The sequence below is a fragment of the Zhongshania guokunii genome (assembly GCF_040892635.1).
Taxonomy (GTDB): Bacteria; Pseudomonadota; Gammaproteobacteria; order Pseudomonadales; family Spongiibacteraceae; genus Spongiibacter; species Spongiibacter guokunii.
Genome location: NZ_JBFRYA010000016.1, coordinates 62,308 through 82,551 on the forward strand (window position 1 = coordinate 62,308; position 20,244 = coordinate 82,551).

19 protein-coding genes are annotated in these 20,244 nt (G+C 52.6%); 9 read left to right on the plus strand and 10 right to left on the minus strand.

From position 1 onward, the window contains the following. Positions 1–41: 41 nt before the first annotated feature. Complete coding sequence (locus AB4876_RS15915; protein WP_368382739.1) at positions 42–524, minus strand: FxsA family protein; 483 nt, start codon at positions 522–524, stop codon at positions 42–44. A gap of 159 nt (positions 525–683) precedes the next feature. On the opposite strand from AB4876_RS15915, the gene AB4876_RS15920 reads away from it, so the two are divergent. The 3 genes from AB4876_RS15920 to AB4876_RS15930 are packed head-to-tail and all read left to right on the plus strand — an operon-like array spanning position 684 to position 2,680. Beyond that, complete coding sequence (locus AB4876_RS15920) at positions 684–1,703, plus strand: phospholipase A (RefSeq protein ID WP_368382740.1); 1,020 nt, start codon at positions 684–686, stop codon at positions 1,701–1,703. A 27-nt stretch (positions 1,704–1,730) separates the two neighbouring features. Then, the gene (locus AB4876_RS15925; RefSeq protein ID WP_368382741.1) at positions 1,731–2,381 is read left to right on the plus strand and encodes a carbonic anhydrase; all 651 of its coding nucleotides are present in this window, start codon (positions 1,731–1,733) and stop codon (positions 2,379–2,381) included. Beyond that, positions 2,378–2,680: an MGMT family protein gene (locus AB4876_RS15930; RefSeq protein WP_368382742.1), complete on the plus strand. Its 303-nt coding sequence runs from the start codon at positions 2,378–2,380 to the stop codon at positions 2,678–2,680. The genes AB4876_RS15925 and AB4876_RS15930 overlap by 4 nt, the downstream gene beginning before the upstream one ends. A gap of 13 nt (positions 2,681–2,693) precedes the next feature. Here AB4876_RS15930 and AB4876_RS15935 read toward each other — a convergent pair whose 3' ends face one another. From AB4876_RS15935 to AB4876_RS15960, 6 genes are all read right to left on the minus strand, one after another. Beyond that, entirely contained in the window at positions 2,694–3,923 is a 1,230-nt protein-coding gene (locus tag AB4876_RS15935; protein ID WP_368382743.1) for an amidohydrolase family protein, read from the minus strand. 52 nt (positions 3,924–3,975) lie between these two features. Further along, positions 3,976–4,836: a MaoC/PaaZ C-terminal domain-containing protein gene (locus AB4876_RS15940; protein WP_368382744.1), complete on the minus strand. Its 861-nt coding sequence runs from the start codon at positions 4,834–4,836 to the stop codon at positions 3,976–3,978. A gap of 44 nt (positions 4,837–4,880) precedes the next feature. Then, a complete protein-coding gene (locus AB4876_RS15945) occupies positions 4,881–5,675 on the minus strand; it encodes an enoyl-CoA hydratase/isomerase family protein (protein WP_368382745.1) in 795 nt (264 codons plus the stop codon). 95 nt (positions 5,676–5,770) lie between these two features. Beyond that, positions 5,771–6,568, minus strand: a complete 798-nt coding sequence (locus AB4876_RS15950; RefSeq protein ID WP_368382746.1) for an enoyl-CoA hydratase/isomerase family protein — start codon at positions 6,566–6,568, stop codon at positions 5,771–5,773. Positions 6,569–6,592: 24 nt separating this feature from the next. Then, positions 6,593–7,750: a thiolase family protein gene (locus tag AB4876_RS15955; protein ID WP_368382747.1), complete on the minus strand. Its 1,158-nt coding sequence runs from the start codon at positions 7,748–7,750 to the stop codon at positions 6,593–6,595. Between the two features lie 22 nt (positions 7,751–7,772). Further along, on the minus strand, positions 7,773–9,995 hold the full coding sequence (locus tag AB4876_RS15960; RefSeq protein ID WP_368382748.1) for an acyl-CoA dehydrogenase family protein: 2,223 nt from the start codon (positions 9,993–9,995) through the stop codon (positions 7,773–7,775). A gap of 139 nt (positions 9,996–10,134) precedes the next feature. Between AB4876_RS15960 and AB4876_RS15965 the strand changes: the two genes are divergently transcribed. The 4 genes from AB4876_RS15965 to AB4876_RS15980 all read left to right on the plus strand — a co-directional run bounded on the left by AB4876_RS15965 (position 10,135) and on the right by AB4876_RS15980 (position 14,774). Then, positions 10,135–11,667 carry a long-chain-fatty-acid--CoA ligase gene (locus AB4876_RS15965; protein ID WP_368382749.1) on the plus strand — a complete coding sequence of 511 codons (1,533 nt, stop codon included), beginning with the start codon at positions 10,135–10,137 and terminating at the stop codon, positions 11,665–11,667. Positions 11,668–11,680: 13 nt separating this feature from the next. Then, positions 11,681–12,334: a cysteine hydrolase family protein gene (locus AB4876_RS15970; protein ID WP_368382750.1), complete on the plus strand. Its 654-nt coding sequence runs from the start codon at positions 11,681–11,683 to the stop codon at positions 12,332–12,334. 116 nt (positions 12,335–12,450) lie between these two features. Then, positions 12,451–14,145 carry a cytochrome P450 gene (locus tag AB4876_RS15975; protein ID WP_368382751.1) on the plus strand — a complete coding sequence of 565 codons (1,695 nt, stop codon included), beginning with the start codon at positions 12,451–12,453 and terminating at the stop codon, positions 14,143–14,145. Next, positions 14,145–14,774, plus strand: a complete 630-nt coding sequence (locus AB4876_RS15980) for a TetR/AcrR family transcriptional regulator (RefSeq protein ID WP_368382752.1) — start codon at positions 14,145–14,147, stop codon at positions 14,772–14,774. Before AB4876_RS15975 ends, AB4876_RS15980 begins: the two co-directional genes overlap by 1 nt. A gap of 11 nt (positions 14,775–14,785) precedes the next feature. Here AB4876_RS15980 and AB4876_RS15985 read toward each other — a convergent pair whose 3' ends face one another. From AB4876_RS15985 to AB4876_RS15995, 3 genes are all read right to left on the minus strand, one after another. Next, positions 14,786–16,099: an NADH:flavin oxidoreductase/NADH oxidase family protein gene (locus tag AB4876_RS15985; protein WP_368382753.1), complete on the minus strand. Its 1,314-nt coding sequence runs from the start codon at positions 16,097–16,099 to the stop codon at positions 14,786–14,788. A 6-nt stretch (positions 16,100–16,105) separates the two neighbouring features. Beyond that, positions 16,106–16,507, minus strand: coding sequence for a nuclear transport factor 2 family protein (locus tag AB4876_RS15990; protein ID WP_301026890.1), 402 nt, complete (start codon positions 16,505–16,507; stop codon positions 16,106–16,108). Positions 16,508–16,722: 215 nt separating this feature from the next. Continuing rightward, on the minus strand, positions 16,723–17,649 hold the full coding sequence (locus AB4876_RS15995) for a helix-turn-helix domain-containing protein (RefSeq protein WP_368382754.1): 927 nt from the start codon (positions 17,647–17,649) through the stop codon (positions 16,723–16,725). Between the two features lie 184 nt (positions 17,650–17,833). Here AB4876_RS15995 and AB4876_RS16000 point away from each other — a divergent pair, with 184 nt between their 5' ends. Together AB4876_RS16000 and AB4876_RS16005 are read left to right on the plus strand one after the other, a co-directional pair. Then, complete coding sequence (locus AB4876_RS16000) at positions 17,834–19,027, plus strand: sulfotransferase family protein (protein WP_368382755.1); 1,194 nt, start codon at positions 17,834–17,836, stop codon at positions 19,025–19,027. A gap of 27 nt (positions 19,028–19,054) precedes the next feature. Continuing rightward, the gene (locus AB4876_RS16005; protein ID WP_368382756.1) at positions 19,055–20,242 is read left to right on the plus strand and encodes a DUF1214 domain-containing protein; all 1,188 of its coding nucleotides are present in this window, start codon (positions 19,055–19,057) and stop codon (positions 20,240–20,242) included. Positions 20,243–20,244: the final 2 nt, after the last annotated feature.

The following is a 20,244-nucleotide window of genomic DNA, read 5'->3' on the forward strand; positions in this document are numbered from 1 at the left end:
TGGGGCTGTGCAAACACTTTTCAAGAGTTAGAGCTAAAAATTTATTCTTCTTTTTTGTAATCGCCTTCAATAACCACGGAATCCCGCCCAGTCTTGTCACTAGGAGATGAATCTGCGTTGTGAGTATTAGTAAATCCGGAATTTGTCGCCTGAAAATTAGCTGCGTGGACCTGCATTACCCCACGCTTTAACAATATAGCGATAAGCCCCTGTCGCAGCGGCGCAATCAAACAAACAAAACCGAGACTGTCGGTAATAAACCCCGGCGTAAGTAATAGCGCGCCGCCGACCGCCAGCAACAGGCCTTCTAAAATTTCTTTAGCGGGCACTTGGCCTGTATTTAAGCGCTGCTGGGCACGGGTCAAGGTATCCAAGCCCTGCTGCTTTAATAGCGCGGCGCCGACCACGGCCGTGAACACTACCATCGCTATGGTAGGCAAACTGCCAATGAGACTGCCAACCTCTATTAACAGCCACATTTCTAATATGGGTAGTACTACAAACAAAACGAACAAAAAACGCATGTCATACTCACTTTAACGGGCTTTCTTAAGATGTGGGGGAAAGCTAAGCCGAATTCAAGCCAATCGCTACTCGCCCCCCTGTTTAAATGCAAAACCCACCAAAATCGTAGGCTTTGCTTTACAATTTAGCGGCACTATAAATTGCTCACGGGAATATCAATGAAGCACCTTGTCAGCATTACAGCATTCATCCTGATCCCTATTACAGGTCTTGCCCAAACGCGGCAAGAATTAGAGTGCCTGCAAATGGCCGCTCAGTCTGCCGCTGAATCAACCACGGTAGGAGAACTACGCAGCCTGTGTAAGACACCACTGTGGTCGACAGACAGCGGCGCCAATAGCGAGGATTCAAGTGACCCAAGCCAATATGCGGCGCCACATAGCAAGAGCGGCATTGTTCGCGAACGTCAGGCCTTAGAACGCTTTACCGTCGATAACCCCTTTGTGCTCACCCCACACCGCAGTAATTATGTAATGCCGGTCTCCTACCGAGATAACATAAGTAACTACAGCAACGTAACGTCCCTAAACGATGGCAAAGCCGACAACATTGAATTGGAGTTCCAACTCAGCATAAAAGTCATGGTATGGGAAAATATTTTTAAGGATAATGGCTTTCTGAGTATTGGTTACACCAATCGCTCATACTGGCAAGCCTACAACGACATAGCCTCAGCGCCGTTTCGGGAGACCAATCACGAACCGGAAGTGATGTTCACCATTACCCACGACTGGGAGTGGCTGGGTTTTCACTATGTTGGTGACCAGTTAATATTCAACCATCAGTCTAATGGCCGCAGCGAACCCTTGTCGCGCAGCTGGAACCGGCTGATGTTGAATATGATATTTGAGCGTGATCGCTTTGCGATGTCATTCAAGCCGTGGTATCGCTTTAAAGAGTCCGCCACAGACGATGACAACCCTGATATTGAAAAATACCTTGGCAACTTTGAGTGGATGGGCATTTACCAGTGGCACAATCGCACCTTGAGCCTCATGCTACGCAATAATCTACGCAGCGACAGTAAAGGTGCGGTAGAAATAGGCTGGAGTTTCCCGATTAACCCTCGGGTAAAGGCCTATGTAAAGTACTTTAATGGCTACGGAGAGAGCCTGATTGAATACAATAACGCCATCGAAAGTATCGGTATCGGTGTACTGATCAGCGACTGGCTATAATCCAAACTGACCAATGGAACCTCTAGAATGATTACTGCTCAGGAAGCATTACAACGCTTAAAAGATGGCAACAAACGCTTTGTAACCAATGTGAATAGCGACTTTGCCACCATCATTCACAACAAACGACCTGAACTAGTTGAAATTCAGGCCCCCTTTGCCATTGTGCTCGGCTGCTCCGACGCCCGAGTGCCCGCCGAGCTGGTTTTTGACCAGGGCCTAGGTGATCTCTTTGTGATCCGTGTCGCGGGCAATGTGGTAGCACCTTCTGGAATAGGCAGTGTTGAATTCGCAGCATTGAACTTTGGCACTCCGCTAGTTGTGGTGCTAGGCCACTCAAACTGCGGCGCAATCTCTGCTACCGTTGACGTGCTCACTGGCAATAGCAAGATTCCCTCGCAGAACCTGCACTCGATTGTTAAGCGTATCCGCCCAGCGGTAGAAACCCTGCTAGCAACCGAGCTCCGCCATGACCACAAAGGCTTGATTGAACAATCTGTGCGCGCCAATGTTCGCACCTCGGTTGAGCACTTAAGCAGCGGCTCGCCCACCCTCGAAAAGCTCATTAGTGACGGCAAGCTTATGGTCGTCGGCGCGGAGTACTCACTAGAAACGGGCGAAGTCGACTTTTTCTATGAAGACTACTGGGAGCGCACCCGCAACCTCGAACTGGAATGAACCAAGCTGCCGAGCAAGTCTACGCCGCCCTGCTGGCCATTCCAGCCGGGCGTTTATGTAGCTACGGCGACATTGCCAAACTTGCCGGCCTTCCTGGTCGCGCCCGCTGGGTCGGGCGCCTCCTTAGTCAACTCCCAACAAACAGCCAACTGCCTTGGTTTCGCGTTATCAACAGCCAAGGCAAAATCAGCTTTCCCCCTGCAAGCTCTAATTACGAAAGACAATTACGCGAATTAATTCGCGAGGGTAGCGCCGAAGCCTCAGGCAAAATTTTGTGGCGGCAGTGTCGCTGGCCCTAGCCAAGAACCATCTTCAACTCCGCGCGCCTGTCAACAAACCCTGCAAATTACCGCTCATAATTTTGCGTACATCGGCCGGCGGCAGTACCGAAAATTCACTGACGTAATCCAGCGGATGCGGCAGTCCTTCGGGGTGAGGGTAGTCGCTGCCAAATAGAATGCGCTCCACCGGAATCAGCTCCGCCAATTCGCGGATATTGTCCTCGTAAAAGGGCACGACAAAGATGTGCTTGCGAAATTGCTCGACCGGATGCTGTTTGAAATAACCGGGCATTTGGCCGTAGACCCGCTCCAAGCGCTGCAGCAATGGCGGCAGCCAATGGGCGCCGTTTTCTACCGAGGCGACCCGTACATTGGGGAAGCGTTCAAACACGCCGTGACAGATCAGCGCAGACAAACTGTCGCTAATGGCGCGGCCCAGGGCATCTAAACAGGCTTTAAAGGGCGTAGGTTCAAAGGGAATCCATTCTTTGGCGCCGCCTTCCCAACGGCGGCTCATATCGTCATAGCCGGAGTCTGAGGCGTGCAGGCATACAAAAATACCGGCCTCGTTGACCCGCGCCCAAAAAGGGTCAAACTCGCGATCTCCCGGTGAACGGCCACCCAGTGGCCCCGGTACTGGCGCGGGACGAATACCGACGACCCTAGCACCGCGCTGCAGCGCGACCTCCAACTCTTTTACAGCAAGATCGACGTCCGACAGATTGATCATGGCGACGGGGTATAAACGCTCGCTGCGGGCAAAGCCCCACTCGTCTTCTACCCAACTATTCAGCGAGGAAAACAGCGCCGCAATAGACTCGGGCTTATGACCAAGACGCGCCTCAACAACTGACGCCAGAGTTGGAAATACCATCGAGGCGTGTATGCCTTGGCCGTCCAGTTCAGCCAGCTTGCCTTTGCCGGTACGCCATGGCTCGGGCGGCACCAAGGGCTTGCCACTGAGTTCGCGCATACTCTGGCCGCCTTGATTCTGGCCTCGGTACCATTTTTCGTGGGCGCCGGGCGAGGCTACCACCGCAAAATCTGGGTTGGGAATATAATCGGTAATTACTCCCGCAATAGCCAATTTTTTACGACCATTGATTTCAATAAATTGAAAATCTTTAGCAAACTTTTTAGGCAGGTGGCGCAGAAAGGCCTCTTCGCTTTCATACAAATGACTGTCGGCATCCCATACAGAAAAGTCGAGATTAGTGGCGGTGTAGCCGCTCAAGGTAGTGTTATTATCCGCGGAATTCAAAAGCTTCTCCTAATTTTGGACACGGCGGACCTTGCATGACTGAAGGCCAGACTCAGGGCTTTAATGTCATAAAGCCATTGTCGATTGCCCGCACCTCGCGCCCCTCGACCGCGACGCTAAAATGCACGCCGTCGGCCTCATACCATACTTCGGTGCGCAGGGTTTCGCCGGGGTAGGCTGGCGCGCTGAAGCGGCAATCCATACTGTGCAGGCGGCTGGGGTCGTTGTCGCAGCACAGTGCGATTAAGCTCGCACAGGCCACGCCAAAGCTGGCCAAGCCCTGCAATATCGGCTGCTCAAAACCGGCCTTGCGCGCAATTTCTGGGTCGGCATGCAGTGGATTCATATCGCCATTAAGGCGATACAGCAATGCCATTTGCGGCGAGGTTTTCTTTACTAACACAGCATCTGCGGCGCGCTCTGGGCGCCGATGAATCACGGGCTTTAATGCTGGATTGCCACCCATGCCACCATCGCCGCGACAAAATACGGTCTGCACCATCGTGCAATACAAGGTGCCGCTATCTTGATCAATCAACTGACGCTCAAAGTAAACCAGCGCGCCCTTGCCTTCGCCCTTGTCGAGAACATCAACAATACGGCTGCGCGCGACAATGCGTGCTTCGCTGGGTAGCGGCGTATGTATGGTCATCGACTGGCCTGCATGGAGAATTTTCACCCAGTCTAAGCCACTGTCTAAATCCCGCGCCCAAAAGCCGGGATGGGCGAGAGTCATCGATAAACTCGGTAATACTTTTAAGTTTTTTTCGTACACAAAATCCAGCTCTGCAAGATTCATAGGGTCGCTCGCTAAACCCAAACTCAGCGCGTAAAGCTGGCAGTCTTTCGCCGTGTAGTGCACGGTCTTTTCCGGCACTTTTAGGGCCAGTAATTTTTCATAGCTGGTCGCCATGTTATTTAGTTTCCTGTCAGTGAAGCTTGGCTCGGAGTCCAATATTATTTGCCCGTAAAATTCGGTTTGCGCTTGTCGAAAAAGGCTTGCACGCCCTCTTGATGATCTTCGCTAAGATACAGTGCGGGCTGGTAGTCCACCTCGGCGCGCAAGGCATCTTCCAGCGAACCAAAGCCCTTGGCGTACGCGGCTTTAATCAGCGCGATGGGCATGGGCGCTGCACTGCAAAATGCCTCGGCGCGCGCAAAGGCCATCGTCAATGCGCCAGTTTTTGCGGCGCCATGGTCAATTAGACCCAGGGTTTGCGCAGTCGATTGATCTAATACCTCAGCACTAAAAAATAATTGCTTGGCTTTAGGCACACCCACGCGCTGGGCCAAGGTCCACATAATCCCCATATCGGGAACAAGGCCAACCTTATTAAACACTGCGCACATTGAACTGCCTTCGGCGGCCACCACCACATCGCAGGCCAGCGCCAGCGACATACCCAAACCAAAGGCCACACCCTCGACAGCACACACCACCGGTTTTGGCCCAGCAGCGAGCAGCCGTACAATATGGTGGGCGTGCTCAATGCGCTGACGAGATCCGAGAATTGGTCGCTCAGCCTGCATGGCCGACACATCGCCGCCGGCACAAAAATGCTCGCCACGGCCACTTAAGACAATGGCTCGGCAATCTTCGTCGGCATGGGCTTCGCGCAATGCATCGGCCAAGAGCGTGGTCATTTCACGGCTAAGGGCATTGCGACGTTTTGGATTATTCAGCTCAATATGCGTAATGGCACCCTGCTTGCGCAGAACAATGGGGCTATCTGATGACGTGGATTCGCTCATGATCTTTCCCGATGTGAATTCTCATGTAAAAAAACGGCGAAACCATTGCCCATCGCTAGACATAGTTCGCCGTTTTTAACGGTTTACTTTTTCACTTATTTGCCTTGAAAGACGGGCTTACGACGCTCGCGGAAGGCATTAATCGCTTCTTGGTGATCGTCGGTTTGACCGGCAATATGCTCGTAGGCCATGCCTGCATCCATCATGCTGTGGGCGAGCTGCTTAAGGGGAATATTAACCACTTGCTTGGTCCAGCGAATCGACTGCATAGGCATGGCTAATAGGCGATCACAGTAAGCATCTACCGCCGCGTCCAATTCTTCTTGGGGAACCGCTTTGTGGATCAAGCCCATTTCCTGCGCTTCTTTACCCTTGATGACTTCGCCGGTAAACAAGTAGTGCTTGGCACGGGCATAGCCCATTAGCTGTGGCCAAATGACACTGCCGCCGTCACCCGCCATTAGTGCGACGTTGTTGTGCGGGTCGCCAAACTTAGCGGTTTCAGTTGAGAAGGTAATGTCGGCCAAGAAAGACAAGGTGGTGCCCAAGCCAATCGCGTCGCCATTCACCTTACAAATCACCGGCTTTTCACAATCGAGCAAGGTGTAGACAAAACGCTTGGCTTCGCGAATAGTGCGGTGCATCAACTCTGGGTTGTCTCGCAGCTTTTGCATATATTCCAAATCGCCACCCGCAGTGAAGGCGCGGCCAGCACCGGTGACCACAATAATTTCGCTTTCTAGATCTTCTGCGGCGTCGAAGAACACCCGCGACAATTCGCGATGGCCTTCTTCGCTGAAGGCATTCAGCTTGTCGGGGTTATTGAGAATAATATTGAGCACCTTGCCGCGACGCTCAAACTTGAAGAATTCATAACGATCAAAAAAAGACATATTGCTAACTCCGTTGCGAGATTTTTATAGTGTCGACTCAGTGCCTAAAACCAGCGTAGCTTCGCTAGATAGGGTGCCGCCATTACCATGAGAGACGGCGAGATTGGCATTGGCGACTTGCCGCAGCCCTGCTTCACCACGTAATTGCATGCAGTTTTCTATTATAGTGAACAAACCGTACATACCCGGATGACAGCAAGATAAGCCCCCGCCATTGGTATTCACCGGCAGACTGCCGCCGGGGGCAATGGCGCCACCGGCAACAAAATTGCCACCCTCGCCCTTGGGGCAAAAACCCAGGTCTTCGAGGAATAAAATCGTGTTGATCGAAAACGCGTCGTAAACATTGACCACGTCCATATCGGCGGGTTTATAGCCCGACAATGCAAAGGCGCGCTGACCCGACTCTGCCGCGGGGGTCACTGTGAGGTTTTCCATTTGGTCAACATTGGAGTGCCACACTGCGGCCGCGCCGCCCAATAAATACACCGGCTTTTTCACTAAATCTTTAGCGCGATCAGCGCGGGTCATGACAATGGCCGCACCGCCGTCGGTAATCAGGCAGCAATCGGTTTTACGCAGCGGATCAGACACCATTCGTGAGCTGATGCAGTCTTCAATCGTCAGCTCGCCTTTGCCAAACATAAAGGCATCGGGGTTTAAATTTGCCCAGGCCCGCGCCGCCACAGCGACCTCAGCCAAATGGGTTTCAGTGGTGCCAAATTCATACATATGCCGCGCCGCTGCCAGCGCATATGACGACAGCGGATTCATCGGCCGGTAGGGCTTTTCATAGGGCGAGGCCTGACGCATAGACACCAAGCCACCCGCACCCGTGCGCTGGTTGCTGCCGTAGCAAATGAGCGCGGTATCGATATAGCCCATTTCCAACATAATCGCGGCATTAATTGCATGGGAGAAAAACGCCGAGCCACCAGTGCGGTTATTGTCGGTAAAGCGCGGGCGAATACCGAGGTATTCCGCCGCCGCCAAACCCGACAGCGCGTCGTCGCCAGTACACACAAATAAGCCATCGACATCGCTTAATTTTAAATTGGCATCGGCCAAGGCTAGGTGCGCAGAGCGCGCCACCAAGTCCATTGCCTTATAGCCGTGGGCTTCGCCCATACCAAAAGTGGCAGCGCCGACTATCGCGGATTTCCCTCGGGGAAATTTTTCCATACTACTTCTCCTAAAACTGCTGTTAGCCGCGTGAACGAGCCAGACCAAGGGCTTGCTCTGCAACTAGGCTGCGCTGAACTTCGCTGGTGCCACCGTAAATGGTGGTGCCAATAGACTGCCGGTAGCCGACCTCGAGATGGCCAAGGCCATCGCGCTGCTGAATAACACTGTAAGGCGCGCACATATCCATTAAATCGTCAGCGTCGCGCTGGTAGTATTCGGTGGCAAACAACTTCGCCATCGGTCCCCAGTAACGATTATGAATTTGTTCTGACATACACCATATGGCGCGATAGCAGAGCAATGTAGAAACTTCTAAATGCACTTTAGCGCGCGCTAAACGGCTAGCCGTTTGATTGTCGGCCAGCAAGGGCAGACCGTCGCGCTCGGCAGCAAGCGCCCATTTTTCAGCTGCGTGGAATGCGGTGACATGACCGTGGCGATATTGATCCGCCGAGCCGTGCTCCATCTCTAAGGTAGAGGCCATGACTTTGAGGCCGCCATCCACCTCGCCAACCAAATATTTGGCAGGCAATTTCACATCGCTGAAATACACAATATTAGTGCGTTCATCCTGCAAGGTGTGCACGGCGTGAACTTCAATACCAGGTAAATCCATCGGCACCAAGAACACACTCAAACCCTTGTGCTTAGGCTTGTCGCTGCTGGTTCTAGCCAATAAAAAACAGTAATCGGCAAGATTCGCGGCAGTGGTAAAGATCTTTTGACCGTTAATTAGCCAGTCGCCATTTTCCTGCACTTCAGCAAACGTTTTTGCCGCGAACACGTCGCAGCCGCAAGACGGCTCGGTGAAGCCCATGCAGGCCAAGGACTCACCTGAGCCAAAGCGACCCAAAGACTCGGCCTTGGCTTCTTCAGTGCCAAAGCGCATTACGATTTGCGCCACTTGGTTGGTAATAGGTGCAGTAACATGCTCCCAGCCCTCGGCCTCGATCACCGCGACCATGGCAGCAAGCTCATAGGCGCTTTTGCCAAGGCCGCCGTATTCCGCTGGCCAGTGGGGAAACAGCATGCCTTCCTTCGCGGCCAGCTTATTAAAGTCTGGGTGAAAACCATCCACCGAGTGGTGAGCATGAGCGCGCAACTCTGGCGTCATATGCTTGGCGAAAAAGGCCCGGGTTTCTTCGGCAAAGGCCTCGGCATCAGCACCCAAGCTGTAGTCCTGGTGATTTTCACCGGCGTCGGCAAGCTTAGTCACCGCGCTCGCCGATCGCTGCTCTGGCCACAGGCGATCGGCGGCATCGAGCAATGCCCGCTGGGCATCGCCAGCGCAGGCTGGCCACGCTTTAGCCCGACGATAATACATTTGAATATCGTATTCCAAAGACACGCCATAGCCGCCAAAGGTATGCAGCGCTTTCGCCATTGCCTTGGAGCTGGTATCCGCTGCCCACCAGAACGCCATGGCCACACTCGCCGCGGCGTCACTGCGACCTGTCGCCAGCGCCCACACGGCCTTGCGGGTAAGTAATTGCGCACCCTCAGCCTGCGAGATCGCATCGGCCAAGGGGTGAGAAATACCCTGAAAGCTTGAAATAGGCACGCCGAAAGCCTTGCGCTCATTGGCGTATTCAGACGCCATGCGCAGGCCCTGCTCGGCTAAACCGCTGAGCGCAGCCGCGCACAGTAAACGCCATTCATCGCAGGCCGCATTGAATTCAGCAAGGGCCTCACTGCCTTGGGCCACAGCAAAGTCGTTAAGCTCAACTGACTCTTTCAACTGAGCAAGCGCACCACTGCCCAAATTAGCAATGGGACTAAAGTGTTCCGCGCCAAGTAAATAAAGGCCATTGCTGTCGGCCAGCAGCACATAATCGGCCACAGCAGCAGCGTTAACGGGTATTTTCCGACTATTAAGTAGTTGCGGTGCAAACGTGATCAAAGCGCCCTCGGCAAGCTTTGCCAGCGCCGCAGATACACCCTCGCCCTCAAACTGCGCCAGCAGACGCGACGCGGCCATGTGCTCAATTAAAGGCACCGAGGCAAGGTAACGCCCCGCCTGTTCAGCCACCAGTACCGCATCTAGCAGACCGCTATCTAGGCCGCCAGCGGCTTCGGGTAGACGCATTAAATTCAAACCCATTTCCTGTAACTGCTGCCATAGGGCGGGATCGAAACCTGTGGCCTCTGCGGCGCGCACGCGCGCTCCGCTAGACTCAGCGGCAAATAAGCGCGCCGCTGATTCCTGCAACATGTTCTGTTCGTCAGTTAAATACAAGTTCATTGGTTTTATCGGTCTCTATGCAAGCATTGCAATAGATAATAAACTAACATATATTCAGTTTTCAAGTGGCATTACACGCAGCTGCGAGAAAAACCACAATCGACACCGATAACAAAGAGGGAAAATAGTGAGAGACCACGTGCCTTTTACACTTGCCGACACGCTGGAAGACAATGCTCAGCGCTTTTCCAATCAAGCCGCCTATCTTATGGGCGAGCAAAGCATTACGCACCGTCAGCTTCTAGACCGCGCCAAGCGTATCGCCTCTGCCGCCGAAAACAGCGGCCTGCAACGCCAAGACCGCGTTGGTGTATTGTCGATGAACAATCTCGCTTACGGCGAGCTGATGGCTGCCTGCCAGTGGAGCGGATTGATCTTATCCACGGTTAACTTCCGCCTTGCCGGACCAGAAATTGCCCATATCATTAAAGACAGCACGCCCAGCATACTGTTCTTTGAGGCCCAGTACGCCGAGCTGCTTGCTGGCCTTCGCGAGCAATTACCCAGCATTGCAACCTATGTGTGCATCGACGGCCACGTCGACTGGGCCAGCGATTACGAAGCCTTTATTGCCACTGGCCAGCCCGAAGGCTCAAGCTTTTGCGCTCGCGAAGAAGATATTGCCGCACTTATCTACACCAGCGGCACCACCGGCAAACCCAAGGGTTGCATACTCGGCCAGCGGGAAATGCGCCTCGGCGCGCAAACCATGTCCATAGAAACTCGCTCCGGCCCTAATGATCGCATTTTATTGGTCATGCCGCTGTTTCACATCGGCGCCATGGCCATGGGCATGGGTATTCACTTTCGCGGCGGCACTGTGGTGCTACACCGCCAATTTGACCCTGCCGAGCTACTCAAGGCCGTCAATGACGACGGCGTCAGCATCCTCCACTTGGCGCCGACGTTAGTACAGATGGTTCTCGATCATCCTAATTTACAAGATTGCGACTTCAGCAAGTTGCACACCATTGTGTACTCTGCGGCGGCGATGCCCCTGCCCTTGCTCAAGCGCGGCATGGAATTGCTGGGCCCCATCTTTATCAACCTTTACGGCCAAACCGAAGTGTTCAGCTCTGGCTTGCTGCGCGAACAACACCGCCCCGATGGCAGCGAGCAGGAAAAACGCTGGCTCACCTCGGTAGGCCAGCCCTTCCCCGGCACCCGTGTTCGTATTGAAGACGACAATGGCAAGCTCTGCCCGCCAGAAGTAGCCGGTGAAATTGTGGTGCAGTCCACCGCCATGGCCCGAGGCTACTGGAACAACCACAAAGCCACGCTGGAGACCTTCCGTGACGGCTGGTGTTATACCGGCGATGTCGGCTTGTTCGACGAAGATGGCATGCTGTATTTGGTCGATCGCAAAAAAGACGTGATCATTTCGGGCGGAGAAAACATTTACTCCCGCGAAGTAGAAGACGCCATTCTCAGTAACAAGGCCATAAGCGAATGCGCTGTGATCGGCCTGGCAGACGAGAAATGGGGCGAGTCGGTATGCGCGGTGGTTGTTGTGCGCGAAGGCGAGCAATTGAGCGAAGCGGACGTGATTGGCCACTGCCAAACCATGATCGCTAGTTACAAAAAGCCACGCACCGTGATTTTTGCCGATAGCATTCCCAAGATGCCCACTGGCAAAATCGACAAAGTCAGCCTTCGCAAACTCTACTGCTAGGATCGACGCCGCAATGAAACCATTCGATTTACCGGGACAGTTCGGCTTACTAGAACAAAGCGCCCTACTCATCAATGAGTGTCAGCGCGGCCTGCTTGAAGCCGAACACAGCGTGCTCCCCGCCATTACTGAACACGCGGCGGCGCGGCAGATTGTGCCGAAGATTGCCGCGCTCGCCGGGGCCTTTCGCGTCCGCGGCCTGCCGGTAATTTATATCAACGTCGAACACCGCGCCGACTTTGCTGGCGTCAGCATCAACAACCCTGCGGTGGCCTATATTCGCCACAAAAAAGGGCTTGTCGAAGGTAGCCAACAAGTTGAGGTAGTGGCGGATCTCTCCCCCCAAACGGCAGATCATATTGTGCGGCGGTATTCCGGCATGACCGCTTTTTACGGCAACCAACTGGAATCTCTGCTGCACAATCTCGATTGCAAATGTTTGGTACTAGCAGGTGTGTCAACCAATGCCGCGGTGCCCGGCATGATGCTCGGCGGGCTAGATCGGGGCTATCAGATTATAATCCCTGAAGACGCTATTGCCGGTTCGGGACAAGAGGCCCACGACGCAATTATCAAACACATGCTGTCGCCGCTGGCGACCATGACCACCAGCGCAAGCCTCATAAGCGCGCTAAATCCGCCCGACTTACACCAACAAACAGATTAGTTAGAACATTAATTTTTAGCCACTTGATTGACAGGCCAGCCAATTACGAAGAATATATCCACAGCGTTGATTTAAATACTGCACAGCGTTAAAACCAATAAACAGGAATCCACCCCATGAGTGCCAGACAGTTAATCGAAAAGCTACCTTCAGCCTTTTTACCAGAAGTAGCCGGCGACGCCGACGCCATTTTTCAGTTTCAAATTAGCGAACCCTGCTACCTCAGCATCCAGAACAAACGCTGCACCTTTACACTCGGCCAAGCAGCCGCCCCCAGCCTGACTCTTACTGCCGACGATGAAGTAATGCAAAAAGTCCTCCGCGGCGAGACCAATGGCATGGTCGCAGTCATGACCGGCAAAATGAAAACCCACGGCAACCTTAAACTCGGCCAAAGCATGACCACCTTTTTTGACCTAGACGTACTTACCCCCGCCAGCAAGCCAAGCTGGCTTAAGCGCAGCCTGAATAAACTGCGCCCCGCTAAAAACCCCAGCCCAGCAGCAATGGCCACGGCAAGCCCTGCGGCCATGCCCGAAGACAGCGCCGCTGGCGGCTGCCCTTTTCAGCACGGACAAGCCCAAGGCCACGGCGACGGCTTTGTCGACAAACTACTTTATATGGTCACCCCAGTTGATCCGCCAGGCGATGTACGCAACCCCTACCCCGATTGGGCTGAGCGTCGCCGCAGCAAGCGCGTTGAAATTGAAACCGACCGCTATGGCAAAGACGCTGGCACCCTTGTTTATCTTTACGGCCACGCTGAAGTAATCGAGTGCCTACACAACAACGAAGATTTCTCTAGCAGCATCCTGCAGAACATGTATTCGAGCGTTATGGGTGCTCACATTCTGGTTGGCATGGACGAACCCGCCCACGCTGGCTACCGCAATCTTGTTGCCCCAGCCCTGCGCCCGAAACTGCTAACCAAATGGGAAGAAAGTCTAATTCAAGTAGTGGTCGATGAGCTTATCGTCAAACTTAAAGCCAAGGGAAATAAAGCCGACTTAGTGGCCGACTTCACCTTTGCCTACCCCGCCCGCGTGGTTGGTCAGGTCATTGGTCTACCCCAAGATAATTTTGAGCAATTCCAACAGTGGGCTATGGGCATTTTAGAAGGTGCCGCCGACCCTGATAAAGCCGCTGAATGCGCTAAAGAAGTTCGCGCTTATCTAGCGCCGTTTATCGAAGCCCGCCGCACTGACCGCCGCGAAGACATGATCAGCGAGCTGGTTCACGCCGAGATAGACGGCCAAAAACTGAACGACGAAGAGATTTACTCCTTCCTGCTACTGCTATTACCCGCCGGGATCGAAACCACCTACCGCGCCCTTGGCAGCATGCTCTTCCATTTACTCTCCAACCCCGAGCAGCTCAACGACGTTCGCAACGACCGCAGCCTCGTTAACAAAGCCTTTGAGGAAACCTTGCGGGTCGATCCGCCGGTGCAGCTAACCCCCCGCGTCGCCCTGCGCGAAAGTAAAATAGGCGACACCATCATCCCCGAAAACGCCGTAGTACTGCCGCTGCTCGGCGCCGCCAACCGCGACCCCGCATTTATCAGCGACAACCCTGAAGTGTATAACCTCCACCGTTCACCATTGCGTCACGTTACCTTTGGCAATGGCGTTCATACCTGTATTGGCTTGCATTTAGCGCGCTTAGAAATCAAAATTGCCCTCAATAAGCTACTCGATGCCTTACCCGGCCTGCGCTTTGACGACGAGGAAGTCATCAGACTCGATGCCCACATTCGCGGTAAAAGCTTCCGTAGCCCCACTGCACTTCCGGTAATCTGGGATGATGACTAATGCCAATAAAATCGGCCGATACTACGACAATCAAAACCGTAGTACAGCCAAGTAAACGGGGTCGTCGCCGTCGCGACGACACCCCCACCCCCAATCGTGCCGACCTTGTTAATGCCGTACTCACCATCGAAAAACGTGATGGCGCAGGCAGCCTGTCAATGCGCAAACTCGCCAGCGAAGTTGGCGTCTCGGCCCGCCTGCTCTATACCATGGTCAAAAATAAAGAGGAGCTTTATGAACTCGCGGTTAACTCCATACTCGCGAGCTGGGAGCTTCCCGGCCCAGAATTATCATGGCAGGAGCGCTTTTCTACGCTAACCAAAACCGGCCTTGAACTGTGCATGACCTATCCCGAGCTAGCGCGCCAAGCACTGCGCTATAGCTTGGAAAACAAATACCCAGAAAACGCCTACCGCCTACTAGATGAAATTAACCGCTATTTCAAAGAAGCCGGACTAAATGACAGCGAAGCAAGGCAAGTGCAAATGCTGCTCAACGCCCTACTGTTGGGCGCACTCGACCTCACCCGTAATTATCAAAATGACGAACAACCGAAACTGATGGCCGAATTTTACAAAGCGCTCGATATTGCCTTTGCACATATCCTAAAAGGGGTGCGCCTCGGTTAAAGCAACAGCAGCTATGGCCTACGCCACGCAGCCAGCGCTGCCGCTTCACTGGTTTTATACTCGAGCAAAGCATCGTATACGCTCAGCCCCATATCAGCACTCTCGCCCTTGGCTACCCGCATCAACTGCAGGCAATACCAAGCGAGCAGACCAAATGACTCTGCCGTTTTAAAGGTTTTCTCATCGACCTCCTCACCGAGAGCGTTTCTAGCCATCGCCAGGTGACGCTCAATTGACGGCAATTCCGTTGAAATGCAGTCTGGTGTCGGTGGTGTTAGAATGGCGCCGCAATCATCTGGCGCGTAACAAAATGGCCGGCCTACGCCAATCAACTCGCATGCACCAGACAACAGCGCATCGCTCATACCTTTTTTACCGCGAAACCCGCCAGTGATCATCAGCGGCATATTTACCAGTGGCCTAACCTTCTCTGCAAACGTTAAAAAGTAGGCCTCGCGAGCAACGGTGCTGGCCAATTTCTGACTACTTGCAGAGCTAGGCTCGCTCGAGTCCGCCCCCACCATCGACATTTGCTCATAGCTGCCACCGGAGATCTCAAGTAAATCGATACCGGCAGCAGACAGCCATTGAACAACTTGCATGGATTCCTCTTCGCTAAAACCACCGCGCTGAAAGTCTGCCGAATTGAGTTTTACAGAGATGGGAAACGCCGCACCTAATGCCGCTCTCATCGCCGCAACAACCTCAAGTAGTAATCGCGCACGGTTAGCTAAGGACCCGCCATACTCGTCGTCGCGCTTATTGGCCAAGGGACTTAAAAAATTAGACAGCAAATAGCCATGTGCTGCGTGTATCTGAACACCGCTAAACCCCGTTTCTCTGGCGATCTCGGCAACATGCACAAAGCGTTTGATAACATCCGCTATATCGGCCTTTGTCATTGCCCTTGCATCGCCGCAGTCAGCCGCCTTAAGTGGCAGGGGGATCGCAGACGGCGCCAGCGGCTCAGCATGGATGCCCGCGGGTGTCTGGCGCCCAGGATGGTTAATCTGCATCCAGAAATGTGCTTGATTTTGAGTGCCCAGCGCCGCTAACTGCTTTAAGCCCTGAAAACCGCCATTGCCATCAATGGCGATATTGCCTGGCCGCTCCAAAAACCGGCGATCAATTTGCACATTACCGGATATCATCAAACCGTAATCATTTGTCGCCCAGCGCTTATATAAATTAAGGTGGGCGTCCGACACACAATTATTCGCATCGGCCAAACCTTCACTCATCGCGGCTTTCACCATACGGTTTTTTAAAACGACCCCACAAGGCAGGCGAAGCGCTTGATTCAAAGCAAAACCTTCATCAACCATGGCCTTTTACCCTTTCAAAACATCGGCGGTATGCATGGTGTCGAGGTATTCCTTAACGGCGAAAATTTTGCCGTCGCGCACCTCAAGTAAAAAATGGTACTCGTTGTTATATACGCGGCCATTGCCAAGTACAGCGTAAGACTCCGCCTCACACGCCACTTTATTTCCTTCGGCGAGCATGGATTTAGGTGTAATGGCCAAGCCGTCTTCGCTACTCAACACCAAGTCATATAAAATTTTAGCCATCTCCTCTTTGGTCTTTAGGCCGCACATCGGAAATAAATCTGGCTTGCCACCAATCCACCAAGTGGCGTCCTCGCTCATCATCGCTAGCGCTTTATCCACTTCCTTCGTTTTAAAACAGGCCAGAAATTCTGCAACAAGTAACTTATTTTTTTCGGTAGACATTATTATTTTCTCTTAGTGAATTATCGACATAGGCACTTGCCACATCAGCAGCGCTGCCAAGTATATTTATCACTATGAAAATAACGGCACCATCAGAATTATTCGCGGCCACATCAAATTCGTCCGCGACGATCATTTATTATTTTTATGAATACTTAGCAAGCAATAGCTAAGCGCAGTCAACACGGTCTGAACACCCAGTTATAAAATTGCGATTAAGCCCCTAGTTTTTGATTGAGTTGAAACTCCCTTGGCGTCATGCCGGTTGTCGATTTAAAACTCGCTGAAAAATGCGAGGCGCTGCTGAAGCCGAGTTCATACGCGATGTCTGTGATATTAAAACTGGATTCGCTTAACAACTGTTTAGCTTTACTGATTCGCTGTTCGACGATATAGCGATGGGGTGATTTTCCAAAATACTTGGTAAATTGCTCGCAAAATGCAGTTCGCCCCATGCCGACAACATCGGCCAAATCACCTATTTTTAATTGCTGATCGAGGCGGAGCTCAATTTCAGCAACAACCATCGAGAATCGCCTTGCCTCGTTTTGGCTTGGCATGCCAGAACTCTGATCAGGCAATAAAACCGGCTCAAATGCTTCTTCAGAAACCCGCCGCAATAAATGCCACGACAAGGACTCCAACGCCGAGCGTGCGCTACGCTTGCTGAGTAGCGACGGTGAATTCACCAGATTAAACAGGGATTTTACACTCGCGATCACATAATCGTCCCGCACCGCAAACAGGCAATGCCGCAGCTTTAAAAGATCGTCGCCAAAATTTTTGCCAAAAATATTGGCCGCGCTGGCCGGAAAATGAATAGTCGCAAAATCTACCGAGCCATCAATTAAATATTTTATCGGCTGCCCACTCGGTACAAGGGTGATGTCACCAGGCCGAGAATACTGTTCGCTAATGCCATTTTCGGTAAAGACCCGCACTCGGCTATCACCCCCTAGGTGAACTGCCACCGTAACCTCACCATTGCGGGGAATCCGCACCTCTTTGATGGGCTTTAGATCCCAGCGATAAAGGCTGATACCCGTACTGGGTTTATCTCGGTGTTCCAGCATGGGGCTGGTGCGGCAGGCTTTGGTATACACCTCAAATGCCGAGTTACTGCAAACCGGTATTGCATTCATTTCGCCGTCCTCGATGGACTCTTTGCTATTGATATTATTGTGATTTTACCTAGCTGATCGCGACGCCCACACGGACGATTTCATCATTGTGGCAACGTATTATTTCGATATTGTTTGCCACAGCTTGTTGCTATAAATCGCACTCAGCTCCTAAACCATAAAAAGAATACTCTCTGGAGGACCAATGACGCAAACATCTCAGTTACCAAGCTCGACAACACCCAAAACGGTTGCCGATTTAATGGCCGCCGCCGAGCAGGCCACTGGGCTCTCGGATTTTGGTGACACCCAGTTTTTAGAAGGCCTAGAAATACTGGTGAGCGGCTTTAACAAGGAAGCGAAATTATCGCCACTGGGCGAGGAGTTGGCCTTTGGCGGCTTGCTAAACTCGCTAATAAACCGCCTGCGTTATGTGCGAGATGTGCACGCCCATCCCGAAATTCTACAAGAGAAAATCGAAAAGCCCATTGTGGTGCTTGGCCTGCCCCGTACGGGTACCACCAAATTGCAGAGAGTTTTGTCGGCGGCTCCGCAAACTCAGGGCATGATTTATTGGAAAATGATGAACCCCGCGCCCTTCCCTAGTGAGCAAGCGGGTAATCCAAAAGAGCGCATCGCGGCCGCCCAAGAAGTAGTAGAAATGTTTGCACACAATTTCCCTGGGTTTATGGCCCGCCACCCCACCGAAGCGCTTCAAGCCGACGAAGAAGTGCTGCTAATGCAGGGGTCATTTCAATGCGTGGTTACCTGGATGTTTGCTCGCATGCCCTCGTTTTATGAATTTGCCATGAGCATTGATCAGCGGCCTAGCTATCAGTTTCTCTTTGAACAAATGCAGTATCTTCAGTGGCAGGATGGTGGCCGTCGAGGCCGCCCCTGGGTATTAAAATCGCCCTGCCATACAGGGCTGCTCGACACTCTGCTGAGCGTTTTTCCTGATGCGGTACTAGTGAACTGCCACCGCGATGTCACCAGTATTATTCCGTCAATGTCGGGCTTAATGGAGGAAATGCGCCGCATCCACAGCGACTCGGTAGACAGCCAAGTCATCGGCCCCGAGTTACTCGATTATTTCGGTTGCTCAATGGACCGCTATTTAAAAATTCGCAGCCAGCTTCCGCCCGGCAGAATTATGGATGTGCGCTACGAAGATGTGCTCTCTAAGGCGCCTGAGCTGGTGCAGCAAATATTTGCCGCCGCCGACATTGAATTTAATCAGGATTCGCTGGCAGCTATCCACGCCTTTGAGGCCGAGCGACCACAGCATCAGTTTGGTACCTACAGCTATTCCTGCGCCGACTACGGTGTAAGCCCTGACATGATCAACACCCGATTCGCAGAATATCAACGCCAGTTTTCGGCGTTTATCACTTACTAAATTCACATAATAAAGAAGGATTACAAAATGACCGACAGAACCTCTTTCAAAGATTTAAGCTTCGCAAACGCAGATATTTGGCGGCAAGTGGTCAAGGTAATGGCCGAGATGGAGTCCCTCGTTTGGGACGACCCAAGCATAGACGATGATTTAAGCCGCGCCGAAGGCGTTAGACAATTAACCCGCCTAATTTCCGGTGGTCAGCCCATTACCCTAGAAAACATCAACCCCGACTATCCCCATTTTATGCAGCTGCTGGGCACCAAGGTGCAGTGGGGTTTGCCGTCAGCCGACTGCCATTACACTTGGGCGCCGGCCCACGGTGATAACAGTTACCGCATAGTTGGTGATCGCGGCACGGCAAAAGTTATTGATTTAGAAGTGAGAGAAGACCACATCGCCCACCTTGGGGACTGGAAACTCTTTCATCGCTTACAAGACCTCGAAGTAGGCCCAAACAATCAAGTGGAGATCCATGTCAGTAAGGAGCGCCCCGCCAATGCCACTAACTGGTTAAAGCTTCCTGATGGCCCCTGTAATTTGGTGTTTCGGCAATACTTTAGCGATTGGGATACTGAGCAGCCCGCGCGTTTAACAATCATCACCAAAGACAAGCCCCTGCCGCCGCCACCGCTGCAAGAGGACGATATTCGTCGCAACTTAGAATTGTACTGCGACCTATTAAAAGAAATGCCTGCGGGATTTCGCAAAACCGTGGGCAGCTACTACAACGGCAAAGATAACGAGCTGTCTTTCGACGGCATTGACTACGGCTTCGCCTCTTTGCGTTACGGCAAAGCGGTATACCACTGCGGTCCCGATGAAGCAGTGCTCCTAGAAATAGAATTGCCGAAAACCAAATTTTGGAATATTCAGATTGGCAGTCAATTTTGGGAGGCACGAGACTACCATTTACGCCAGACCTCATTGAACGACCATCAAGCATGGGTAGATAACGACGGTATTTTTCGCGCAGTAATTGCCCACGACGACCCCAGCATTGGCAACTGGTTGGATGCCGGCGGACACCAGAAAGGCTTGGTTACCGTGCGTTACTACGAAGCCGATGCCATTCTACCAACGCGCATGAAACGCGTGAAACTGCACGAGGTGGTGGACTTATTACCCACATCAACACCACGGGTTTCGGGAGAGCAGCGCCAAGTGCTATTGCAAAAACGCGCGTGGTCTTTCCCACGTCTCGGTCGCGATTAAGC